We start from the raw sequence: 20,668 nt of genomic DNA, 5'->3' as shown, positions 1-20,668 counted from the left end.
CATGAGCCGATACCGGGAAACTTACGCCGCATGGTCCGCCGACCCGTCCGCCTTCTGGATGAAGGCGGCGCAGGAGATTGACTGGATCAAGATGCCTGAAACGGCGTTCGATCCTGATGCCGGCGCCTATGGGCGCTGGTTCCCGGACGGCATCTGCAACACTTGCTGGAACGCGGTCGACAGGCATGTTGCAGCCGGACATGGTGACTGGCTGGCCCTCGTGCACGACAGTCCCGTTACAAACTCTGTCAAGCGCTTTACCTTTCTCGAGCTGCAGACAGAGGTCGGCGCGTTGGCGGAGGTTCTTCGCCAAAACGGTGTCGGAAAAGGCGACCGGGTAATCATCTATATGCCGATGGTCCCCGAGGCCATCTTTGCAATGCTTGCTTGCGCACGGCTGGGTGCAATCCATTCCGTCGTTTTCGGAGGTTTTGCAGCGACCGAGCTCGCGACGCGCATCGACGACGCCAAACCGAAGGCCATCCTTTCCGCGTCCTGCGGCATAGAGCCGACACGGGTCGTCGCCTATAAGCCGCTCCTTGATGCCGCCATCGAGATGTCGACCGACAAACCCGAGACATGCATCATTCTACAGCGCGATGTCCTTGAAGCGGACATGCAGCAAGGCCGGGATCTCGATTATTCCCGAGAGGTGGAGGCGGCAAAGGGAACGCTGCCGGAATGTGTCCCGGTGCAGGCGACCGACCCGGCATATATTCTTTATACGTCCGGCACCACGGGACAACCGAAAGGCGTCGTTCGCGATACCGGCGGGCATATGGTCGCCATGAAATGGTCCATGGAGCATCATTACGGCGTCAAGCCGGGAGAAGTGTTCTGGGCAGCATCGGATGTCGGTTGGGTCGTCGGACATTCCTACATCTGCTACGCACCGCTTCTGCATGGATGCGCGACGATCGTCTACGAGGGCAAACCCGTCGGAACACCCGACGCCGCCGCGTTCTGGCGCGTGATCGACGATCATGACGTTGTCGCGCTCTTCACCGCACCAACTGCCTTCCGTGCGATCCGCAAGGAGGACCCGAATGGTACGCTGATCAACCGTCACGATCTCAGCCGGTTCCGCACCCTGTTTCTTGCGGGCGAACGCTCCGATCCGGCGACGATCGAGTGGGCCCAACAAAAACTGCAGCGCCCGGTGATCGATCACTGGTGGCAGACGGAGACCGGCTGGCCAATGTCCGGCAATCCCGTCGGCCTTGGCGTTCTTCCGGTCAAACCGGGCTCCCCCGGGGTCCCGATGCCGGGCTATGAGATCGAAGTTCTCAGCGACGAAGGACATCCCCTCCCCGCCGGATCGCTTGGCAATATTGTCTGCAAACTGCCACTGCCTCCCTCGGGCACGCCGACGCTTTGGAACGCCGAAGACCGTTTCCACAAGGCTTACCTGGAGGAGTTTCCGGGCTATTACGCGACATCCGATGCCGGGATCATCGACGAAGACGGATACGTCTTCATCATGGCGCGCACCGACGACATCATCAATGTCGCCGGGCACCGGCTTTCGACAGGTGCGATGGAGGAAGTCATTTCCGCCCACAAGGACATCGCCGAATGCGCGGTGGTGGGAGCAGCCGATGCGCTCAAAGGACAAATGCCGATCGGGTTCTTTGTCCAGAACGACGGCGCGGAGCGCGATCCGGGCGAACTGGAACGTGAACTCGTCGCACTGGTGCGAGAAAAAATCGGAGCTGTTGCGGCTTTCAAAACCGCGATGGAAGTCGAGCGGCTTCCAAAAACCAGGTCCGGCAAGGTCTTGCGCGGCACGATGCAGAAACTTGCCGACAACGAAGATTTCAAGATGCCGGCCGCCATCGACGACCCGGCCATTCTCGACGAGATCTCCGGAGTTCTTGCTAAACGAGGTTTCGGACAGGGACAGCATGATTGAACGGCTTCATACCAGCACGCGCATGAGCAAGATCGTCAAGCACAACGGCGTTGCCTATCTGTGCGGCCAGGTCGGCGCTGGAGAGACCGTTGTCGAGCAGACACGGGACTGCCTGTCGCGCATCGACGCGCTTCTCCTGGAAGCGGGCTCGGATCGCGAGCACGTTCTCCAGGCCATTGTCTGGCTTGCGGACATGGCCGACTTCGCGGAGATGAACGCCGTTTGGGACGATTGGGTTCCGGACGGATTTGCCCCGGCACGCGCCTGCGGCGAAGCACGTCTCGCCCGCGACGTACTCAAGGTCGAGATCATCATCACGGCCGCCATCAAGGAGGGACCATGACATGGACATGCCAGCTGTCGAACTCCGGAAAGTGAACAAGTACTACGGGAACTTTCACGCCCTGAAGGACATCGACCTTTCAGTCACGAAGGGTGAGAAAATCGTCGTATGCGGGCCTTCCGGGTCTGGAAAATCAACGATGATCAGAACCATCAATCAGCTGGAAGAGCACCAGTCCGGCGAGATCCTGATCCATGGCGACGAGATCTACGCCGAGGCTCACAACATTGAGCTGCTCCGCCGGGATGTCGGCATGGTGTTTCAACACTTCAACCTGTTTCCGCACATGACAATCTTGGAGAACTGCACCCTGGCGCCGGTGCTTGCGCGCAAGGAAAGCAAGGCGGACGCCGAGGCACACGCCATGCAGTATCTGGAGAAAGTCCGCATTGCCGACCAGGCCCAGAAATATCCGGGGCAGTTGTCCGGCGGTCAGCAGCAGCGCGTGGCAATCGCACGTGCACTGTGCATGAAGCCGGACATTCTTCTGTTCGACGAACCGACATCGGCGCTCGATCCGGAAATGATCGGTGAGGTCCTGGACGTGATGGAAACACTTGCAAAAGAAGGAATGACCATGATCTGCGTGACCCACGAAATGGGGTTCGCGAAACGCGTCGCAGACAGGGTTATCTTCATGGATGCCGGGCAGATCGTCGAGGAGGCCGATCCGGTCTCCTTCTTTGACCACCCGACCAACCCGAGAACAAAAACCTTTCTCGAACAGGTGCTCACCCACTGATTGGCAGGTTTCTTCGCTTCCTCAAAACAAAGCAGCCTCCCAAGGCAGCCGACTTGAACCCGGACGAAGTGCCGGGTTCTTTTTTTGTCAATTTCGCGTTCAACCAAACCGGTGTATCGAGCGCTAACGGCACACAAAGCCGCTACACCCCGGAATCCGGGCAGTTCAGTTCCGAAACTCCCGGTTCGGCGGATGTTTCCAGAGATTTTGAAATCGTTGTCGCCAACATCTTCAACGGATTTACATATCCTCACTCGGACAAGCCCCAAGAGTGGATCTCAGCTGACCAGTCACTGTCCAGAAACATCAGATTTCTTTGGAGTTTTCTTGGATTTGTCGCCCCACTCACCGCGTCACCGGGTGGAACAATCTGCCTTTTTGCTGCCAAGAGCAATTGGTGCCGAAACGAGGTGAATCCTCCCGCACGAACTCCATGATCAGGAGGACAGTCGGCGGCAATTCCTGGCTCTCGCGCCAGGCCACAAGCACCAGGAAGACGAACAGGATCGAAAAACTGAACACCAGAATTGACATGTCATCAGGGTTCCTTTCCCGATAACTCAGCACTGTCTGCTCGTAGGAAGCGCCTGCGGGGATCATCCGTGCTACCCGGCAGAGCAAACGCGACAAGAGCCGCAAGCGTGATCGTCGCCGCCGACAATAGGAACACCCACGACGTTATCCAGTCATAAAGAAGGCCGCCGCCGATGAGGCCCATGATGCTCGCCGCGGCACTGAGACTGCTCGCCATTCCCTGAACGGCGCCCTGGTGTTCGTTGCCGGCAAATGTCGATAGGACGGCAGTGAAAGTCGGCCACATGAGCCCGTTGCCGACGGCAATCAGGAGTGCCGCAAGATAGATGCTGGCCGTGGTGTTCCAGAAGAGAGACACGAAGCCGAGGCCAAGAACAAGCCCGCCGCCGGAAACCAGCAGGCGTTGGGACACAACCTTGGCGGCGCGCGCAAGCAGCGGCCCCTGGACCAGCATCATGAAAAGGCTGAGGACAGCGAAGAAGACGCCGGTATCCGTCACGGTCCAGTCCAGCCGTGTGGCCGCGTGGACCGGAAAGGCGATATAGAAAAAGCTGAATCCCAGCATGACCAGAAAATTCACGAGCATCAGTTGCGGGATCCGAGGCAGACGCATGAGATCCGTCTTCGGCGTTTCTCCACATCCCTTCAGGCGGTAAACCTCCTTGGTCTCCTGACCGAACACCTTGCAGGCGTTGGAGAGACCCGGTTTGGTCCGCAGCATCCCGGCATGATTGTCCGACAGTCCGAAATACGTCAGGACGCTTGCGACAACGGAAATCAGGAGCGCGGCGATTACCGGCAGCATTTCCCCGAGGACACTCGCGCCCAAAAGACCGGCAAGCGCCGGTCCGAAGATGAAACCTGCGTTTGTCGACATGGCCATCCGGCCGAAATTCTCCGTGCGATGGGCATCATCCGTGATGTCGGCAAGATAAGCGTTTGCGACCGAAACATTCCCGCCGGTGAGACCGTCCGCCGCGCGCGCAAAGAAGAGGACGATCAGCGGCAAGGTCAGTGCGAATTGCCCCAAGAGGCCGGAATCAACCTGGATGATTGCATCGGTGGGCAGGTAAAAGGCGATAAGGAACACGACCCAGGACGCCAGGGTGCCCAACTGGCTCACCAGCAACACTTTGCGCCTGCCGATCTGATCCGACCATCTGCCCAGGATCGGTGCGCCGATCAGCTGAAACGCCGAATAGGTCGAGGCAAGCACTCCGTAAACCAGCGCATTGCCGCCCCAATCGGTCACGAGGAAAACCATGAAGGGCACGACGATCGAAAACCCCAGCGTTCCAACGAAATTCACGGATAGAATAGGCAAGATCGAGGGCAAGCGTGGCGACGGCAAATCAGAAACGGTATCTGCCATGTCGGAACGCCTGCCTCTTCCGGATCTTCAACCGCCTGCCCGTCATCTGATGGTCGCACAATCCACCAGAAAATCAACGCGGCCGGGGCGCTCCGATGCCCGGGACTAGGGCGTTGACTTCTTCTAAAGCACCTGGGCCCAGCGACCGGAAACGGCAGATTGGATCCTCGGGGCGGCTCTGGAAGTGGAGTTCACCCCGTTTCTGGTCCGGGGCTCTTGCGACTTTTCGTGCATCCACTTTTTCCCTGCTTCCGAGCATACCCAGCAGGCAGGTCGCCTCTTTTTTCGGTGCCAGACGCGTACGCTCATGATGGCCGAGCACCTCATGCACCGCGTTTTTGGGACGCCTGGCTCATGGCATCACTGCAGAGGCGCCGCCATAGTTTGGTTCCGAACCACTCAAAAGAAACGGAAAAAGAGCCTCGGACGGCCCAAATCGCCCCCGTGGAACCTTTTCGCATGTGATCTGGGCGTGATCTAATGTTGCCGTGCTCTGATCAGCAACGTAGACAAAGTTATTGAAATTATAGGGAGAATTGGTGGGTGAGCACGGGCTCGAACCGTGGACCCGCTGATTAAGAGTCAGCTGCTCTACCAACTGAGCTACACACCCATCAACGTTGCACCGCGCAAGGGCGGCGTGCCGGAGAGCGCGTGTATATAGTGCGCACCGGCGGCTTGCAACACGCATTGTGACACTTTTCTTTCATTGCGGCCATGCGGTTTTTGCAGGCCACGGCCAAAACGTTGCACAGCGACAAGGAAACGGCTTTCTTGAGGTGCTCAAGGAAACTTTTAAAAACTTTACGCATCTTTCGCGCAACAATCGAAATTTGGGGTTGACCGGTCAAGGCGCTCTCACTAGTGTGCGGCGCGTCAAGACCGGCGGGTATGCGGGCTTGGCAGGGCGGCTGCGAAAGTGATCGCTTTTCAGTCATATCCGATAAAGGTCTTGAGGACCTGCAGTATCGAAGGACCGGGACGACATGATGATGTCGCTCATTCTAGTAGTGGTAGGAAAGCGCGCCTCCGGAGCGGGATAGACCCGTTCGGACAGGATGGCGCGCGACCAAGGCTCCCCAAGGGGCCTTTTTTTGTACCCGCCTCCTGACAGCCCGCTCTCTTCAACCGGATCTTCGACGCCGCAGGCAAGAGACGATACAAGTATTCATGAGCCAAGGCCCGCAAACAGGGCCACGAAATGCAAGGACGAGAAAATGACACGGGAAATGACCGGCGCCGAAATGGTCATCCAGGCGCTGAAAGACCAGGGAGTTGACACGATCTTCGGCTACCCGGGCGGTGCAGTGCTTCCCATCTATGATGAGATCATCCAGCAGGAGGGGCTGGAGCATATCCTGGTGCGCCATGAGCAGGGTGCCGGCCACGCCGCCGAAGGCTATGCCCGCTCGACCGGAAAGCCCGGTATCGCTCTTGTCACCTCCGGTCCCGGCGCGACCAACATGGTGACTGCGCTCACCGATGCGATGCTCGATTCCATTCCGCTCGTCTGCATTTCCGGGCAGGTTCCCACCCACCTCATCGGCAACGATGCCTTCCAGGAATGCGATACGGTCGGCATCACCCGCCCCTGCACCAAGCACAACTGGCTTGTCAGGGATGTGGAAGCCCTGCCGCGGGTCCTGCATGAAGCCTTTTACGTCGCAACGTCGGGCCGTCCGGGTCCGGTGGTTGTCGACATTCCCAAGGACGTCCAGTTTGCCACCGGAACCTACCAGGGTCCGACACCGAACCCGGCGGCGGCCCACAAAAGCTACCGCCCGCAGCTGAAGGGCGACGCCGCATCCATCCGCAAGGCGGCGGAGATGATGGCAGCAGCCAAGAAGCCAATTCTCTATACCGGCGGCGGGGTCATCAATTCCGGCACGCAGGCGTGCCAGTTGCTGCGGGAGCTGGTCTCTCTGACCGGTTTTCCGATCACCTCCACGCTGATGGGCCTCGGCGCCTATCCGGCCTCCGGCGACAACTGGCTCGGCATGCTCGGCATGCACGGAACCTATGAAGCCAATATGGCCATGCATGACTGCGACCTGATGATCAATGTCGGCGCCCGCTTTGACGACCGCATCACCGGCCGCACCGACGCGTTTTCGCCGAATTCGCAGAAGATCCATATCGACATCGATCCGTCCTCGATCAACAAGACGATCAATGTCGATCTGCCGATCATCGGCGATGTCGGCCACGTTCTTGAGGATCTGGTACGCATCTGGCGGTCGTCCTCGATGAAGACCGATGCCACGGCGATGAAATCCTGGTGGTCACAGATCGACAGCTGGCGCGCGCGCAATTCGCTGGCCTATAAACCCAACGACGACGTCATCATGCCGCAATACGCGATCCAGCGGCTGTATGAACTGACCAAGGATCGCAAGACCTTCATCACGACCGAAGTCGGTCAGCACCAGATGTGGGCAGCCCAGTTCTACGGCTTCGAGGAGCCCAACCGCTGGCTGACATCCGGCGGTCTCGGCACGATGGGGTACGGCCTGCCGGCCGCCATCGGTGCACAGGTCGCCCATCGCGACGCACTCTGTGTCGACATTGCCGGCGACGCCTCCATCCTGATGAACATCCAGGAAATGTCGACTGCGGTCCAGTTCGGCCTTCCGGTCAAGGTGTTCATCCTCAACAACCAGTACATGGGCATGGTGCGCCAGTGGCAGCAGCTCCTGCACGGCAACCGCCTCTCCCACTCCTACACCGACAGCCTGCCCGATTTTGTGAAGCTGGCCGAAGCCTATGGCGGCGTCGGCATCCGCTGCGAAAAGCCGGGAGACCTGGACGGAGCCATCGAAGAGATGATTTCGGTCGACCGGCCCGTCCTGTTCGACTGCCGGGTTGCCAACCTTGCCAATTGTTTCCCGATGATCCCGTCGGGCAAGGCTCACAACGAAATGCTGCTGCCGGACGAAGCCAATGACGAAGTGGTTGCCAACGCGATCAGCGCCGAAGGCAAGTCCCTCGTCTAAGTGCCGGGTCAGAAGGATATTCAAAAATGAACGCACAAAATGTCGATGCGCCTTCCGCCTATTTCCTGGCCGAAGTCAGCAATGAAATCGAAACACATACGCTATCGCTTCTCGTCGACAACGAGCCAGGCGTCCTTGCCCGCGTGATCGGGCTCTTTTCCGGTCGCGGCTACAACATCGACAGTCTCACCGTGTCGGAAACCGAACACGAAAAGCACCTGTCGCGGATCACGATCGTGACCACGGGAACGCCAATGATTATCGAGCAGATCCGCCACCAGCTCGACCGTCTTGTCCCCGTCCACCGGGTGACGGATCTGACGGTGCGCGCAAAACGAGCCAACCAGGACAAACCGCTGGAACGCGAACTTGCGCTCATCAAGGTGGCTGGTGACGGCGACAAACGCCTGGAAGCGCTGCGTCTCGGCGATGCCTTCCGTGCAACCGTGATCGACGCGACGACGGAGCACTTCGTCTTCGAAATCACCGGCCGGACGTCCAAGATCGAGCAGTTCATCGCCATCATGAAACCGCTTGGCCTCGTTGAAGTGTCCCGCACCGGCGTTGCCGCCGTTCAGCGTGGTCCGGAAGGTCTCTAAGCCCTTTTCGCGCTTTCGTTTTGAAAGTCCGCCGCCACCGCGCGGCGGGCCTTTTTGATTTCGGTGTGGAGCATCGCCAAATGCACAACCTTATTCCGAGGCGGATATCCTTGCTCTTGCGCCAATCGTCTCCTTGCCGGTGATCGGCCGATTTGGACTTCAGGCACCATCCGTTTCGCTTTGAACGGGTGACCGCCACCAGGACTTCCCCTTTACGTTCATCCCCGAGGCTCCTACATGCGACGGGTCTATTCCTTTGCCCGGGCCACCATATGTCCTTTGACCTTGCCACTTATCTCCGCCGGATCGGCCTTGAAGCCTGCAGTCCGGATCTTGATGGACTGAGATCGCTTCAGGCAGCGCAGATCAGCGCGATCCCGTTTGAGAACGTCTTGCCTTTCCTTGGGCGCGTGCCAAGGCTCGATGATGACGCCCTTTGGCAAAAACTCGTCCTCGACCGGTGCGGTGGCTATTGTTTTGAATTGAATTCGCTTCTTGGCAAAGCGCTTGATGCGGCCGGGTTTTCCAGCCGCCAGGTTTTGGCGCGCGTGCGCCAGGGTGCGGCCGAAGGTGGCGCCAGAACCCACCTCGCCTTCGTTGTATCGCTCGATGGCAACGAATGGCTGGTCGATGCCGGGTTCGGCGGCCAGGCGCCTGCCGAACCGGTCAGAATTGCACCCGATGACGAACAGAAGATCCGCGATCAGATCTACCGGATCCGGTTCGAGAGCCTTACTGGCGAACATGTCCTGGAACGTCAGACCGAGGATGGCTGGTTTTCGCTCTATGGCTTTGACCGTGTCGACGTGCGCCCGGCGGATCTCGAAGCTTCCAACTTCCTGTGCGCCCTGTCACCGGATCAATCTTTTTCGGCAAGCATGAAGTTCTACCGTCTGACGGAGACCGGCTTTTTGAGTTTTCTGGATGGCCGCGCACGATGGGTGAACGGTGAGGAAAAACGCGAATGGCAGATACTGGATGCGGGCGAGCTTGGTGAATTCATGAAAAAAGACATGGGCCTTGGATATGACGATGCCACGGCTCAAGCCATTTCAAACAGGTTGGCAACGCTTCAATAAGTGTTTCAATCGCATCACCCTCCCTTGAAGCTGAGGAGTGCCGCCAGCTCCGTTTCCAAGGATAGCCGCTTGCAATTGGGTGCACCGCCCGCCCTTCGATATAGCGTCATGCGCTATGAAGTCGTGCAAGATGAGAAATGCCCGTGTCTCACGAATTGTCACCTCTCCCGTTGGGAGAGGTCGGCCTGAAAGGCCGGGTGAGGGGGCAGACGTTTCAGGTCCCTCGACGGATTTGACCCCTCACCCTTACCCTCTCCCCAAGGGAGAGGGATGGGAACGGAGGGCGGCAAGCGGATCCGAACAACATGGTGGCTTCGAGACGCCGTCATCACGGATCCTCAGGATGAGGATTTAGCGAAGCAAGAACTGCCACGCCCTGCCCGCACTATCCGTAAAACCCCTCGCGCAAATTGATGCGGTGCTCAAGGAAGGCCTTCAGCGAGCACAGCATCTGAGTCCAGCCTTCGCAATTGCCATAGGAGGCTTTCAGCCCGCCAGCCGTTTCGCGCCAACCTTCTTCACTGATGGTCACAAGGGTGCGTCCATCGTCCAGAGTATCGAAGGTCATCGTGACGGTCGTGTCGTAGCCGGCCGGTTCCGGCAACTCGCCGGTGGAACTGACTTCGCCACTTTCCTGAGCCGCCCATCTCAACACGATGAGACTGTCTTTCTCGACCCGGTCGACCTTCACCGGAAATTGTCCCGGGAACTCCGCAAAAGACCAGTAAACGGTGACCCCTGCTGTCAATCGTGCGTCCGCGCCGCCCGTTGTAAAGTAATGCGACAGCGGATCCGGGTTCACGACCGCTTCGAAAACCTCAGACACAGGTTTAGAAATTCTGCCCGCGATCTTGAATGAAAGTGTCATGGCTCCCTCCCCTCATTTCCTCGAAACGTCGTTCAATGCTGCCTTTTCCACACCGGCTGCAAGATTTGCCAGGTGATGCGTCCAGCCACGCAGATGTGCAGTCCTGAGCCGCTCGCGATCACCCGCAGCCGTACTGTTCCAGCCGCTGTGAGTCAGCACGATCCGGCACCTTTCTCCTTGCGCTGCCAGTCGAATGGCAACCATTGTCTCGAACGACCAGTCATCGTCCTTCCAGCTGAGTTTTAGCAGCCGCGGCGCGTCAATCTCGATCACGCGTCCGCGCGTGTGGTGCTGCCCCTCGCTGTCGTGCCAGGGTTCGTGGAACCTGCCGCCTACACAAGCTTCCAGAACGATGTCGCTTCCCCACCAGAGCTCCGGTCTAATCAGGACGTCCCAGACTCGCTCGGAGCGGGCAGCACAGACCTGTTCCAGCATCAGGCTGTCATCGTGCAATTTCAAACCTCCCTCACCTGGCTTGATTGGCACCATAAAATGTTATAAAAATATAACATGTCAAGAGAGGATGATTCGGACAGGATTTTCAAGGCATTGGCGGACAAGAGGCGCCGCAGGATTCTGGATTTGTTGAAAGACAGCCCGAAAACGACAGGTGCCTTGTGCGCGGCAATTCCGGAACTGGACCGTTGCACGGTTATGCAGCACATGCGCGTTCTGGAAGCTGCGGACCTGATCATCGTTCAGCGCAAGGGTCGTGAACGCTGGAACTATCTCAACGCCCTGCCCATCAAGGATATCCACGACCGCTGGATCGGCGATTATGCGGAAAACGCCGTCAATCTGCTGTCCAGGCTCAAATCTGATCTCGAAGCGCCCACCAACTGAAAAACCGTGCTGGAAGCGCGCAAGCAACACAGGGCGCAATCGGAACAATTCCTTGCGGAGATAACCTAGACGCGACACGGATCAGCGCGTATACGACACCGGCGATCCGCGCCCATCCGGCGCAAGCATCATCTCATTCGAAGAGAAGGCTCCAAGCCCATGATCCACGGTCTCTCCCGGCCGAAAAATCAAATTCGCTGGCTCTTGCTGGAAGGCATTTCCCCAACCGCGCACGCTGTTCTTGAAAAAGCCGGCTACACGAATGTGGAAGTCCTGCCGGGTGCGCTTGAAAAGGATGCACTGATCGAGAGGCTGGACGACGTGCAGATGCTGGGCATCCGCTCCCGCACTCAGATCACCGAAGAGGTGCTTGAAGCGGCCGGAAGCCTGGTCGCCGTCGGTTGTTTTTCCGTTGGCACCAACCAGGTGGAACTGGAAGCCACGCTCATGCGCGGTATTCCGGTCTTCAATGCTCCCTTTTCCAACACAAGATCCGTCGCCGAGTTGACGATTGCCGAGATCGTCATGCTGCTGCGCGGCGTTTTTCCCAAGTCCACGGCGGCGCATGAGGGCCGCTGGCTGAAAAGTGCCGCCGGATCCCACGAAATCCGCGGCAAGACACTCGGCATTGTCGGCTACGGCAACATCGGCACGCAGCTTTCCAACCTTGCCGAAGCCATGGGCATGCGGGTCATTTATTTCGACATGGTCGACAAGCTGCAGCATGGCAATGTGGCCCCGACCGAAAACCTGGACTCCTTGCTGGGTGCTGCAGATGTCGTGTCGCTGCATGTGCCGGATACGCCCGAAACCCGCAACATGTTCCGTGCAGAACAGATTGCAAAAATGAAACAGGGCGCATTCCTGATCAACAACGCCCGGGGCAATGTGATCGACATCGACGCCCTCGCGGAAGCCCTCCGGTCAGGGCATCTGGCCGGGGCCGCCATTGACGTTTTTCCGGTCGAACCGAAGTCCAACAAGGACGAGTTCACCTCCCCCCTGCGCGGCCTCGACAACGTCATTCTGACACCGCATGTCGGCGGCTCCACCGAAGAGGCGCAGGCGCGGATCGGCGAAGAAGTCTCCAAGCGGCTGGTTGAATATTCCGATGTCGGTTCCACCATCGGCGCCGTTGAGTTCCCCCAAGTACAGCTGCCCAAGGGCACAGACGCAACCCGCTTCATCCAGGTTCACCACAATGCACCGGGCGCGATGCGCACGCTGAACGATCTCTTCACCAGGCACAATCTCAATATCCACGCGCAGTTCATGCAGTCTCACAAGGACATTGGCTATGTGGTTCTTGACGTTGACAGTCCGGTTGCCGACCCGGTCAGGATCCTGGAAGAAATCCGTGCCCTGCCGAACACCATCCGCGCAAGGCTGCTGAACCGCGTCTGAGCTGAACCTAGTCACCCGAATCTGAAGTTCGTCCCATTTTACAGCGGGCTTCGAACAACCTTCTTAGATTCCACACCTAACCCACGCTTGAAATTCAGGAACGAATTGCTGCGGCCAGTTTAGCGACCGATCACCCCACCCGGCGAGATGAATCTGTACTGATCTTGTCGAGAAGGGAATTCGTCTCGGCTGTGAAAATCTTGCTGAACCGTTCGACGACGGGCCTCAATTCAGTATCCGGGCCGCGATACAGGGCGAACTCATAGGGCAGGAGCGGATGAAACGGACGCATAGCGAGACTGTCGGAGAATTCAAGCCCGGTTAACCCGTCAACCACTGCAACACAATCGCTGCCTGCAACGATTTCAGCTGCAATCCGGAAGGAATCGGATTCGCACACGACATTCCAGGCCGCCCCCGCCTTGTCAAAACACTTTGCGATCGAGTGATAGTGCAGCCGGTCGGGCATTACCGCGACAAACGGCACACCGGAAAGCATGCGCGCGCTGAGATAACTCTCTGCGCGAAGCGGATTTGTCTTGGACATAATCACCACACAAGGTGCCCGGTAGCTCTCCATGCGCATGCTGGTCGTGTCGAAGGGCGTTGCGGCGATGCCCATGTCGAACAAACCGGTTGAGAGCACATCATGAACCCTGGTCGACTCCATGGTTTGAACACGTATCGTGACACCCGGTGACTCCTTCCGGAACCGCGCAATTGATCTTGGTAGCAAGACATTCCCTGCCATCGCCTGCGTTGCGATCACCAGATGACCGCCCTTGCCGCTCCGAAGCATCTCGATCGACGTTTCCATGCGCCGGTATCCTGAAAGGACCTGACTTGCACTGCCAGACAGTGACAGCGCCGCACTCGTTGGGCGCAAACCGCGCTTCTCGCGCACAAACAGCTCAAGGCCAACATCGGCCTCAAGCCGTGCAATGAGGTTGCTGACGGCAGGCTGGGACTTTCCAAGCAACCGTGCGGCCTCGGTCATCGAGCCGGTATCAAGGACCGCGCGGAAGGCCAATAACTGAGACAATGGATGCTTCATAATCAAACATTATAGATGCTTAAATACTGAAAACAATAGACTAATTTTGAAACAAAGGGGATATTTGCTGATTTGTTTGATATCTGGATTTGCTTTATTAATGGTTATCGTACTGCTCACGATGAAATCGCTTGTCAGGGAGTTGAAAAATGGCCTTCAGACTAAGAAAAACACTCGCAGCTGTTTGCGCTGCGTTTGCCCTTTCACTGCCCGCCGGTGCTGCGGACTATCCGGAACGCCCGGTTACCATCGTGGCACCCTACGGGGCCGGCGGCAGCAGCGACACACTCGCACGCATGCTTGCCGAGCGTCTCAATGAGGTTCTTGGCGGCAACTTCATAGTAGAGAACCGTTCCGGGGCCGGAAGCAGGGTCGGAACAGAGTCTGTCGCTCGCAGCGATGCCGACGGCTACACGTTGCTACTGGCTGACATGCCTTATGCCATTGTTCCAAACGTCTATGATGACGTTGCCTATAAGGCTGAGGACTTTATCGCAATCGCACAGGTCGGGCTTGCACCGATCGTCCTTTTTGCAAGTCCGGGTATGGAGGACGCCTCTATCCAGGCAGTAACCGAAAAGGCGAAATCTGCAGAAGATGCGATTGCCATCGGGTCCGGGGGGATCGGAGCGACAACCCATATGGTCGCCGAGCTCTTTCAGGCACAGGTAGATGCCAAATTGCTGCATGTGCCGTTCGGCGGAACGGGTCCATCGCTGCAGGGCCTTGCTGGGTCACAAGTCGATGTTGCGTTCGGATCTTACGCGTCCGGTCGGTCTCTAGCCGAAGCCGGAAGTATTCAGGTCATCGGTGTTACCTCGCCAGAACGCGTCGCGATCCTGCCCGACGTTCCCACGTTTGCAGAATCTGGCGTTGATCTTGAGGTGCGTCACTGGTGGGGCCTCCTTGCTCCGAAGGGAACGCCTGACGAAATCGTCGACAGCCTGCGCACCGCCGTTGCTGAGATTTTGAAGGAAGACGTCGTACTGGATCGGCTGTCAAAACTCGGCGTAAGCCCCGGCGAGCTTGCTCCGGAAGACTTCCAGGCCTTCCTCTCAACCGAGAATCAACGCTGGGCGGACATCGTGGAGAGCGCCGGGATCGAGGTTTCTCAGTAAGGCAGGCTGGATAAAACGATGTCGCGCCTTGCGAACAACAACACGATAGGCGGCCTTGCAATCCTGGCTTTCGGGGTCGCCTATCTCATCACCGGCTCGGCTTACCCGCTTGGCACGCTCAGAAGCATGGGAGCCGGATACTTTCCGCTCATCATTGGTTGGCTCACAATTCTGACAGGCGCGATCATCGCATGCCGCGGCCTGTTCAGAGGCGGCGACCATATGCAGATCGCCTGGCGTCCAACGCTTGCCATCTCCGCGTCAATCGCCGCGTTCGGAATTTTCATGGCCCTACTCGGTCTTGCAGCCGCCGTGTTTGCAGCCGTAACGGTGTCAACGACCGCCGAGCGGCCCTTTGCACCCTTAAGGGTCGTGGCGCTCAGCACAACCCTCATAGCCATGGCCTACATCATTTTCGTCGTCGTTCTTGGAATGCCGATACCACTTGTGAGGTTTCCATGAGTGAGCTACTGGGCAATCTCGTACTCGGTTTCGAGACCGCACTTCTGCCGGCCAACCTGGCGTATTGTTTTCTGGGTGTTCTGCTGGGAACACTCATTGGCGTCCTGCCCGGCATCGGATCTCTGGCAGCCGTTTCCATGCTCCTGCCGGTTTCGTTCTACCTGTCACCGGAAGCAGCCATCGTAATGCTCGCCGGTGTCTACTACGGGGCGGAATATGGTGGTTCAACCGCCGCCATCCTTCTCAATCTCCCAGGCACGCCATCATCTGCCGTTACCGCCATAGACGGCAATCCACTTGCAAAAAAAGGGCGTGCCGGTGTCGCCCTCTTCATCACGACGATCGCCTCTTTCGCGGGAGGAACCTTTGGCATCGTGCTTCTTATTGCACTGGCACCGACACTCGCAGAAATGACGCTGGTATTCGGGCCTGCCGAGTATTTTTCTATGATGGTCCTCGGACTTATCGGCGCAGCAACTATCACCGGTGGTTCGCCGGCCAAGGGATTGGCAATGGTGCTTCTCGGTCTGGCACTCGGCACTGTCGGAACCGATGTCAACAGTGGAACTGCCCGGTTTACGTTAGGCGCTCTTGAACTCTATGACGGCGTCAGCCTCGTCGCCCTTGCGATGGGCCTCTTCGGCGTTGCCGAGATCATACAATCAATCCACACCGGCGGGGCCGATCAGATCCGGCAGAAAGTCCGGCTGCGCGAGATGGCACCGACATCACAAGACATGAAACAGGCGGGATTGCCGATGGCGCGCGGAGCCGTAATCGGCAGTGCCATTGGTATTTTGCCTGGAGCCGGGCAAACCATGGCGGCTTTCTTCGCCTATGCGTTCGAGAAGATCGTCTCCCGTAGCAAGAATCTGTTCGGGACCGGTCATATACCGGGAATAGCAGCGCCAGAGGCAGCCAACAACGCAGCTGTTCAGTCCGCCTTTATTCCGACTCTCACGCTGGGAGTGCCTGGTAGCGCAACGATGGCGATCATGCTAGGTGCGCTCCTGATTCACGGCGTCGCGCCCGGCCCATCGCTTCTCAATCTCAATCCGCACATTTTCTGGGGCCTTGTCGCAAGTTTCTGGATCGGCAATCTGCTGTTGCTCATTTTGAACATACCGCTGATCGGTCTGTGGGTGCGGCTTCTGCAGATCCCCTATCGGTTTCTCTATCCGGCAATAATCTGCCTGATCTGTGTCGGTGTGTATTCCGTCAACCTCAGTGTCTTCGATATCGGACTCGTCCTGTTGTTTGGTGTCATCGGCTACTTCATGCGCTTAACAGGATTTGATCCGGCCCCTCTCGTTGTCGGCTTCGTCCTCGGTCCGATCATGGAAGAGAACTTGAGACGCGCCATGCTCATTGGTCGCGGCGATCCCGCCATCTTTGTCGACCGGCCGATCAGTTTCTGGCTGCTTGTTGTATCAGCGCTCATGCTGGTCTGGACGGTGTTTTCGTTCATTCGCACCGGCGCGGGTGCACCCTCAAACGAGGTGTCCTCAACCTCCAGCAACAGTACCGGTGAAAACAGCCAGAAGAGACAATCTGATGAGTGATAGGACCCTCTCTGACCCCGACGCGCTTTTTTCCGACCTGAATACGCTCTGTGAATTTGGTGGACGTTTTGCAGGGACCGCGTCTGAGGTGGCGGCAAGAAACTGGCTGGCGAGGGCGGCCTCAGCTGCATTGGGTGTGCCTTGCAAGGAGCACCATTTCCACCACGTAGGATGGCAGGCACTGAACGCCCGGCTCTCGGTCAACGGCGATGCAGACGCGCTTTGCCACCCACTTGTGCGCGCGGAACCGACACCGCCGGAGGGAATTGAAGCCGAAGTTGTCGATCTCGGGCGCGGTTTGCCGGAAGATTTCAAGGCCTCAGGCGCTGATCTGAACGGAAAGATTGCAATGGTGGGGCACGAAGTCATGTTCAGCAGCGACACGTTCCACCGTCGCAAGAAACTGCAACTGGCCCGCGACGCCGGCGCAGTCGCGATCCTTGTGGTCTCACGCGTTGCAAACCAGCCGGTAACAGGCTCCGCACGGGCGGAAGAACCCGGGCTTCCGGCATTGGGCATAACACCTGAAACGGCAGTCGCCATAAGACTGGCCCGACCTTCTGAGCGCCGCGCCCGGATATTGATCGAGACCCGGAGCCAAATGGCAAAAGGCGTAAATCTTCTGTTTGATCGTCCAGGGGCGAGCGGAAAATGGATCGTGTTGTCCGCCCACTACGACGGACACGACATTGGTGAAAGTGCGCTTGATAACGCCACGGGCGTTGTGCTCTGCCTCGAAATTGCACGCCGCTTGCGGAACCTATACGACTTTTCCAACCATGGGGTCAGGCTGGCTTTCTTCACGTTCGAGGAGTGGGGGCTTATCGGCTCTCAGCGCTATGTGAGCGAACTGTCGGTGAAAGAAGCTGACCAGATCCTTTTGAACATAAACGCAGACACCGTCGTCGGTGGACAGGGGCTGACCGCCCTGACGAGTGGATTTAAAGGACTTTCCAGCTGGCTCGAGAGAGAGCTTGCCGAGAGCAGTCTAAGCCTGAAAATTCACGAACCCTTCCAACCCAACTCCGATCACGCCAGTTTCGCGAGGCACGGCATCCCAGCACTTCGTCTTCTATCGGGGTTCAATGAGCCGGAAAGCGCAGCCAAATTTGTCCTCACAGGGGGCGACACGAGGGAGTTGGTCGACCCTTCGTCACTCGAACGTGCCGTTGATGTGACCGAACATCTGACCCTTTCGGCACTTCGGGCAGGTCCAGACATCACGGGCCGTTGGCCGCACAAAAATTACGAGCCGGTGGCGAGTCACCGAACGTGACTAATTTGCTTCCCTTTTCATGAGGGACTGGATCGTGTCCAGATGCACCTGCATGGCCGTTATTGCCGCATTGGCATCGGCCTTGGATATCGCATCCACAATTCTGGCGTGCTGGTCGCTGTGAAGACCACGAAACTCGTCTATACCGATGCGCCGATAGGTTCTGTCCCATGCGCGTTGCCAGTTAACACGCCGACGGGCATTTGAAAGAAACATCAGTACCTGCGTCAGAAGCGGATTTCCGGCGACTTGCGCCACGGCCTTGTGAAACGCGTCATCGGCGATTTCACATTGCAGGCGGTCTTCTGCCCTGCGTCCCGCCGTGACTTTTTCTCGAAGCCTGGAAACGTCATCTGCAGTTGCCTTACGCGCCGCCTCGCCCGTCACCTGCGGTTCGAGCAGCGCGCGCGCGCGCATCACGTCACGCGGCATCACACCATTGATCAACAAAGTGTCACGAAGCGGCAGATGGGTTGGTCGTTGACCTCGGAAAGTACCTTGACCGACATGGCGCCAAATTTCGCCGTCCTTTTCGAGGTCTTCCAGAACCTTTCGTAACGTTTCCCGACCGCAGCCCAATTGACTGGCGAGATCTCGTTCTGGAGGCAATCGATCTCCTGAATCTGGCGCAATACGTTCCAATAGAAACCGTAGCTCATTTCCAACGATTGCAGCCGATTTTCGGTGTCGCCGAGACTTCATAACAGACCAATTACTAGACCAATTCTCGATGCGCTACAAGGTGCTCCACTTTGTTCGACAGGGAAGTCTTGAAATGTTTGAAATCGTGCTGTTTGGACTTGCTGGGTTCGCAGCTGGCCTGCTCAATGCCATCGCCGGTGGCGGAACATTCCTTACACTCCCAGTCCTAATCTACGCAGGCATTCCTCCTGTCTCTGCGAATGCAACATCCACGCTGATTGTCTTACCGGGCTACATGAGCAGTGTTTGGGCTTTTCGTGACGATATCCACTCAGAAGGAACGCTGTCGCTTCGCAAAATAGTCACGATCGCGATGATCGGCAGCCTCATCGGAGCAGGACTCTTGGTAGTCACGCCGGGAGATGCTTTTCTGTGGGTCATTCCCTGGATGTTGCTGCTGGCCACCGTTGCCTTTGCCGCAGGTCCGCTGATTGCGGAAACGCTTCAACGACGTGCGTGTGGACCCGCGAGTCCTGCGGTGTCCGGGTTTGCAGTTTTCATTGTCTCCATCTATGGCGGCTACTTCAACGGCGGATTGGGCATCATGCTACTCGCAACATTGGGCCTGATCGGCTTCACCAGTCTTCATGGCATGAACGGTCTGAAGAACCTGTTGTCGGCAGTGCTCTCTCTGCTATCGGTGTGCGCGTTTGCCTTTGCCGGGCTCATTGCCTGGAAACCAGCAATACTAATGGCCGTTTGCGCCACCGCCGGCGGATATCTCGGTGCCCGAGCGACCAGAAGGATCGACAATACAATTCTTCTGCGTGGATTTGTAACCTTGGTAGGTTTTGGAATGACCGTCGCCTTTTTTGTGCGCTGACATCATGCCATTTTTGGCAAAGCTTACCGATTATTCATTTGCATCGCCACGACGCACGCCCATCTGAGGGACCGGGGGACGGCCCCCTCTGGGTCTAAAACCTGGCGTTCACTCAATACGGGACGACCCGAGATGGAGAAATACCATGGCGTGGCTTTTCCTGTTCGCCGCTGGAATCCTTGAAATCGTCTGGGCCTTTGCGATGAAGGCGTCGGACGGATTTACCCGGCTGACGCCGACCCTCATCATGCTGGGCGCAATGGTGGCTTCCTTCGGACTGCTTGCCCTGTCAATGCGCACGCTGCCGCTCGGGACCAGTTATATGATCTGGACCGGTATCGGCGCCGTCGGCGCGTTCGTGGTCGGCTATTGGTTTTTGGGTGAAACCGTGACCATCCAGCGCGCAATCGCCGCCCTTTTGATCGTGGCGGGGATCGTCACGATGAAGCTCGCCTGAGCCTGCGGCTTCTGTGTCGTAGCTGGACTCAGACGTTCAGACCGGCGGCGCACGCGCGAAATTCGCGTACGGCCGGGGCGGCGCCGTCAAGCGGGACGGCTACGGCCCGATCGCCAAGGCGCGCGGTAGCGGTGTGATTGAATTCAAGTCCGTTCAAGACGTTGCCGAAACCGCTGTCGGTAACCGTCAGGGTCGCGCCGCCGCCCGTAATCACATGCCGGTCGGTTGCGATCGTATTGCCTTGTGGGCCATCGAAGCGCATCGAAAAGAGCGGACCGCCCTGCCAGGGGCTTTTCGGCGAGATCGCAATGGCATACTCCGGGATCGCCGGGTCAAAGGTGACACGGACGGAAGCGTTTTCCCCCTCATGGGTCAATTCACAAATCTGCCCCAGCTTGGCCTCCCAGGCCATGGCAGGTGCTGCCGTCAACAGCAAAAGAAAGAGCGCACGTAACATGTGGGCCAGCATAGCAGCTTGCGAAGCGACATGCGCTGGAAATCGGGCACGTCGTCTCAGCCCCTTCC

The 20,668-nt window shown here is 57.9% G+C and carries 21 protein-coding genes and 1 tRNA gene; 14 read left to right on the top strand and 8 right to left on the bottom strand.

What is annotated here, in order from left to right:
- Position 1: 1 nt before the first annotated feature.
- Genes RBB47_RS00335 through RBB47_RS00325 form a run of 3 tightly spaced genes read left to right on the top strand, consistent with a single transcriptional unit; the run spans position 2 to position 2,997 of the window.
- Positions 2-1,912, top strand: coding sequence for a propionyl-CoA synthetase (locus RBB47_RS00335; protein WP_305983718.1), 1,911 nt, complete (start codon positions 2-4; stop codon positions 1,910-1,912).
- The gene (locus tag RBB47_RS00330; protein WP_305983717.1) at positions 1,905-2,255 is read left to right on the top strand and encodes a RidA family protein; all 351 of its coding nucleotides are present in this window, start codon (positions 1,905-1,907) and stop codon (positions 2,253-2,255) included. The genes RBB47_RS00335 and RBB47_RS00330 overlap by 8 nt, the downstream gene beginning before the upstream one ends.
- Position 2,256: 1 nt before the next feature.
- The gene (locus RBB47_RS00325; protein ID WP_305983716.1) at positions 2,257-2,997 is read left to right on the top strand and encodes an amino acid ABC transporter ATP-binding protein; all 741 of its coding nucleotides are present in this window, start codon (positions 2,257-2,259) and stop codon (positions 2,995-2,997) included.
- A 345-nt stretch (positions 2,998-3,342) separates the two neighbouring features.
- On the opposite strand, the gene RBB47_RS00320 is transcribed toward RBB47_RS00325, so the two are convergent.
- The 3 genes from RBB47_RS00320 to RBB47_RS00310 form a co-directional block, all read right to left on the bottom strand.
- The gene (locus RBB47_RS00320) at positions 3,343-3,531 is read right to left on the bottom strand and encodes a hypothetical protein (RefSeq protein ID WP_305983715.1); all 189 of its coding nucleotides are present in this window, start codon (positions 3,529-3,531) and stop codon (positions 3,343-3,345) included.
- Positions 3,532-3,535: 4 nt separating this feature from the next.
- Complete coding sequence (locus RBB47_RS00315; RefSeq protein WP_305983714.1) at positions 3,536-4,903, bottom strand: MFS transporter; 1,368 nt, start codon at positions 4,901-4,903, stop codon at positions 3,536-3,538.
- Between the two features lie 537 nt (positions 4,904-5,440).
- A tRNA-Lys gene (locus tag RBB47_RS00310) sits at positions 5,441-5,516 on the bottom strand.
- 604 nt (positions 5,517-6,120) lie between these two features.
- Between RBB47_RS00310 and RBB47_RS00305 the strand changes: the two genes are divergently transcribed.
- The 3 genes from RBB47_RS00305 to RBB47_RS00295 all read left to right on the top strand — a co-directional run bounded on the left by RBB47_RS00305 (position 6,121) and on the right by RBB47_RS00295 (position 9,574).
- Complete coding sequence (locus tag RBB47_RS00305; RefSeq protein WP_305983713.1) at positions 6,121-7,896, top strand: acetolactate synthase 3 large subunit; 1,776 nt, start codon at positions 6,121-6,123, stop codon at positions 7,894-7,896.
- Positions 7,897-7,922: 26 nt separating this feature from the next.
- Positions 7,923-8,495, top strand: coding sequence for an acetolactate synthase small subunit (gene ilvN, locus RBB47_RS00300; RefSeq protein WP_305983712.1), 573 nt, complete (start codon positions 7,923-7,925; stop codon positions 8,493-8,495).
- A gap of 272 nt (positions 8,496-8,767) precedes the next feature.
- Positions 8,768-9,574 carry an arylamine N-acetyltransferase gene (locus RBB47_RS00295; RefSeq protein WP_305983711.1) on the top strand — a complete coding sequence of 269 codons (807 nt, stop codon included), beginning with the start codon at positions 8,768-8,770 and terminating at the stop codon, positions 9,572-9,574.
- 385 nt (positions 9,575-9,959) lie between these two features.
- Here RBB47_RS00295 and RBB47_RS00290 read toward each other — a convergent pair whose 3' ends face one another.
- The gene (locus RBB47_RS00290) at positions 9,960-10,442 is read right to left on the bottom strand and encodes an SRPBCC domain-containing protein (protein ID WP_305983710.1); all 483 of its coding nucleotides are present in this window, start codon (positions 10,440-10,442) and stop codon (positions 9,960-9,962) included.
- 12 nt (positions 10,443-10,454) lie between these two features.
- Positions 10,455-10,895, bottom strand: a complete 441-nt coding sequence (locus RBB47_RS00285; protein ID WP_305983709.1) for an SRPBCC domain-containing protein — start codon at positions 10,893-10,895, stop codon at positions 10,455-10,457.
- Between the two features lie 57 nt (positions 10,896-10,952).
- On the opposite strand from RBB47_RS00285, the gene RBB47_RS00280 reads away from it, so the two are divergent.
- Both RBB47_RS00280 and serA read left to right on the top strand, forming a co-directional pair.
- On the top strand, positions 10,953-11,285 hold the full coding sequence (locus RBB47_RS00280) for a helix-turn-helix transcriptional regulator (protein WP_305983708.1): 333 nt from the start codon (positions 10,953-10,955) through the stop codon (positions 11,283-11,285).
- Positions 11,286-11,444: 159 nt separating this feature from the next.
- A complete protein-coding gene (gene serA, locus RBB47_RS00275; protein ID WP_305983707.1) occupies positions 11,445-12,689 on the top strand; it encodes a phosphoglycerate dehydrogenase in 1,245 nt (414 codons plus the stop codon).
- Between the two features lie 130 nt (positions 12,690-12,819).
- On the opposite strand, the gene RBB47_RS00270 is transcribed toward serA, so the two are convergent.
- Entirely contained in the window at positions 12,820-13,731 is a 912-nt protein-coding gene (locus tag RBB47_RS00270) for a LysR family transcriptional regulator (RefSeq protein WP_305983706.1), read from the bottom strand.
- 161 nt (positions 13,732-13,892) lie between these two features.
- On the opposite strand from RBB47_RS00270, the gene RBB47_RS00265 reads away from it, so the two are divergent.
- The 4 genes from RBB47_RS00265 to RBB47_RS00250 are packed head-to-tail and all read left to right on the top strand — an operon-like array spanning position 13,893 to position 18,161.
- Entirely contained in the window at positions 13,893-14,861 is a 969-nt protein-coding gene (locus RBB47_RS00265) for a tripartite tricarboxylate transporter substrate binding protein (RefSeq protein WP_305983705.1), read from the top strand.
- 18 nt (positions 14,862-14,879) lie between these two features.
- Positions 14,880-15,323, top strand: coding sequence for a tripartite tricarboxylate transporter TctB family protein (locus tag RBB47_RS00260; protein ID WP_305983704.1), 444 nt, complete (start codon positions 14,880-14,882; stop codon positions 15,321-15,323).
- Positions 15,320-16,885, top strand: a complete 1,566-nt coding sequence (locus tag RBB47_RS00255; protein ID WP_305983703.1) for a tripartite tricarboxylate transporter permease — start codon at positions 15,320-15,322, stop codon at positions 16,883-16,885. Before RBB47_RS00260 ends, RBB47_RS00255 begins: the two co-directional genes overlap by 4 nt.
- Positions 16,878-18,161, top strand: a complete 1,284-nt coding sequence (locus RBB47_RS00250) for a M28 family peptidase (protein WP_305983702.1) — start codon at positions 16,878-16,880, stop codon at positions 18,159-18,161. The genes RBB47_RS00255 and RBB47_RS00250 overlap by 8 nt, the downstream gene beginning before the upstream one ends.
- Here the strand turns inward: RBB47_RS00250 and RBB47_RS00245 are convergent, their stop codons facing one another.
- Positions 18,162-18,863: a FadR/GntR family transcriptional regulator gene (locus tag RBB47_RS00245; protein WP_305983701.1), complete on the bottom strand. Its 702-nt coding sequence runs from the start codon at positions 18,861-18,863 to the stop codon at positions 18,162-18,164.
- A gap of 73 nt (positions 18,864-18,936) precedes the next feature.
- On the opposite strand from RBB47_RS00245, the gene RBB47_RS00240 reads away from it, so the two are divergent.
- Both RBB47_RS00240 and RBB47_RS00235 read left to right on the top strand, forming a co-directional pair.
- Positions 18,937-19,686: a sulfite exporter TauE/SafE family protein gene (locus tag RBB47_RS00240; protein ID WP_305983700.1), complete on the top strand. Its 750-nt coding sequence runs from the start codon at positions 18,937-18,939 to the stop codon at positions 19,684-19,686.
- Positions 19,687-19,831: 145 nt separating this feature from the next.
- Complete coding sequence (locus RBB47_RS00235) at positions 19,832-20,143, top strand: multidrug efflux SMR transporter (RefSeq protein WP_305983699.1); 312 nt, start codon at positions 19,832-19,834, stop codon at positions 20,141-20,143.
- A gap of 28 nt (positions 20,144-20,171) precedes the next feature.
- Here RBB47_RS00235 and RBB47_RS00230 read toward each other — a convergent pair whose 3' ends face one another.
- The gene (locus RBB47_RS00230) at positions 20,172-20,612 is read right to left on the bottom strand and encodes a hypothetical protein (RefSeq protein WP_305983698.1); all 441 of its coding nucleotides are present in this window, start codon (positions 20,610-20,612) and stop codon (positions 20,172-20,174) included.
- Positions 20,613-20,668 lie beyond the last annotated feature (56 nt).

Origin of the sequence: Roseibium sp. MMSF_3544, assembly GCF_030732845.1 — a bacterium.
In the GTDB taxonomy this organism is placed as follows: Bacteria; Pseudomonadota; Alphaproteobacteria; order Rhizobiales; family Stappiaceae; genus Roseibium.
Note: the sequence above shows the minus strand (reverse complement) of the source record. Positions and strands in the feature narration are given on the sequence as shown.

Coding starts and splice junctions, on each gene's coding strand:
- RBB47_RS00335 (WP_305983718.1), top strand. CDS start 2: ATGAGCCGATACCGGGAAACTTACGCCGCATGGTCCGCCGACCCGTCC.
- RBB47_RS00330 (WP_305983717.1), top strand. CDS start 1,905: ATGATTGAACGGCTTCATACCAGCACGCGCATGAGCAAGATCGTCAAG.
- RBB47_RS00325 (WP_305983716.1), top strand. CDS start 2,257: ATGGACATGCCAGCTGTCGAACTCCGGAAAGTGAACAAGTACTACGGG.
- RBB47_RS00320 (WP_305983715.1), bottom strand. CDS start 3,531: ATGTCAATTCTGGTGTTCAGTTTTTCGATCCTGTTCGTCTTCCTGGTG.
- RBB47_RS00315 (WP_305983714.1), bottom strand. CDS start 4,903: ATGGCAGATACCGTTTCTGATTTGCCGTCGCCACGCTTGCCCTCGATC.
- RBB47_RS00305 (WP_305983713.1), top strand. CDS start 6,121: ATGACACGGGAAATGACCGGCGCCGAAATGGTCATCCAGGCGCTGAAA.
- ilvN (WP_305983712.1), top strand. CDS start 7,923: ATGAACGCACAAAATGTCGATGCGCCTTCCGCCTATTTCCTGGCCGAA.
- RBB47_RS00295 (WP_305983711.1), top strand. CDS start 8,768: ATGTCCTTTGACCTTGCCACTTATCTCCGCCGGATCGGCCTTGAAGCC.
- RBB47_RS00290 (WP_305983710.1), bottom strand. CDS start 10,442: ATGACACTTTCATTCAAGATCGCGGGCAGAATTTCTAAACCTGTGTCT.
- RBB47_RS00280 (WP_305983708.1), top strand. CDS start 10,953: ATGTCAAGAGAGGATGATTCGGACAGGATTTTCAAGGCATTGGCGGAC.
- serA (WP_305983707.1), top strand. CDS start 11,445: ATGATCCACGGTCTCTCCCGGCCGAAAAATCAAATTCGCTGGCTCTTG.
- RBB47_RS00265 (WP_305983705.1), top strand. CDS start 13,893: ATGGCCTTCAGACTAAGAAAAACACTCGCAGCTGTTTGCGCTGCGTTT.
- RBB47_RS00260 (WP_305983704.1), top strand. CDS start 14,880: ATGTCGCGCCTTGCGAACAACAACACGATAGGCGGCCTTGCAATCCTG.
- RBB47_RS00255 (WP_305983703.1), top strand. CDS start 15,320: ATGAGTGAGCTACTGGGCAATCTCGTACTCGGTTTCGAGACCGCACTT.
- RBB47_RS00250 (WP_305983702.1), top strand. CDS start 16,878: ATGAGTGATAGGACCCTCTCTGACCCCGACGCGCTTTTTTCCGACCTG.
- RBB47_RS00245 (WP_305983701.1), bottom strand. CDS start 18,863: ATGAAGTCTCGGCGACACCGAAAATCGGCTGCAATCGTTGGAAATGAG.
- RBB47_RS00240 (WP_305983700.1), top strand. CDS start 18,937: ATGTTTGAAATCGTGCTGTTTGGACTTGCTGGGTTCGCAGCTGGCCTG.
- RBB47_RS00235 (WP_305983699.1), top strand. CDS start 19,832: ATGGCGTGGCTTTTCCTGTTCGCCGCTGGAATCCTTGAAATCGTCTGG.
- RBB47_RS00230 (WP_305983698.1), bottom strand. CDS start 20,612: ATGCTGGCCCACATGTTACGTGCGCTCTTTCTTTTGCTGTTGACGGCA.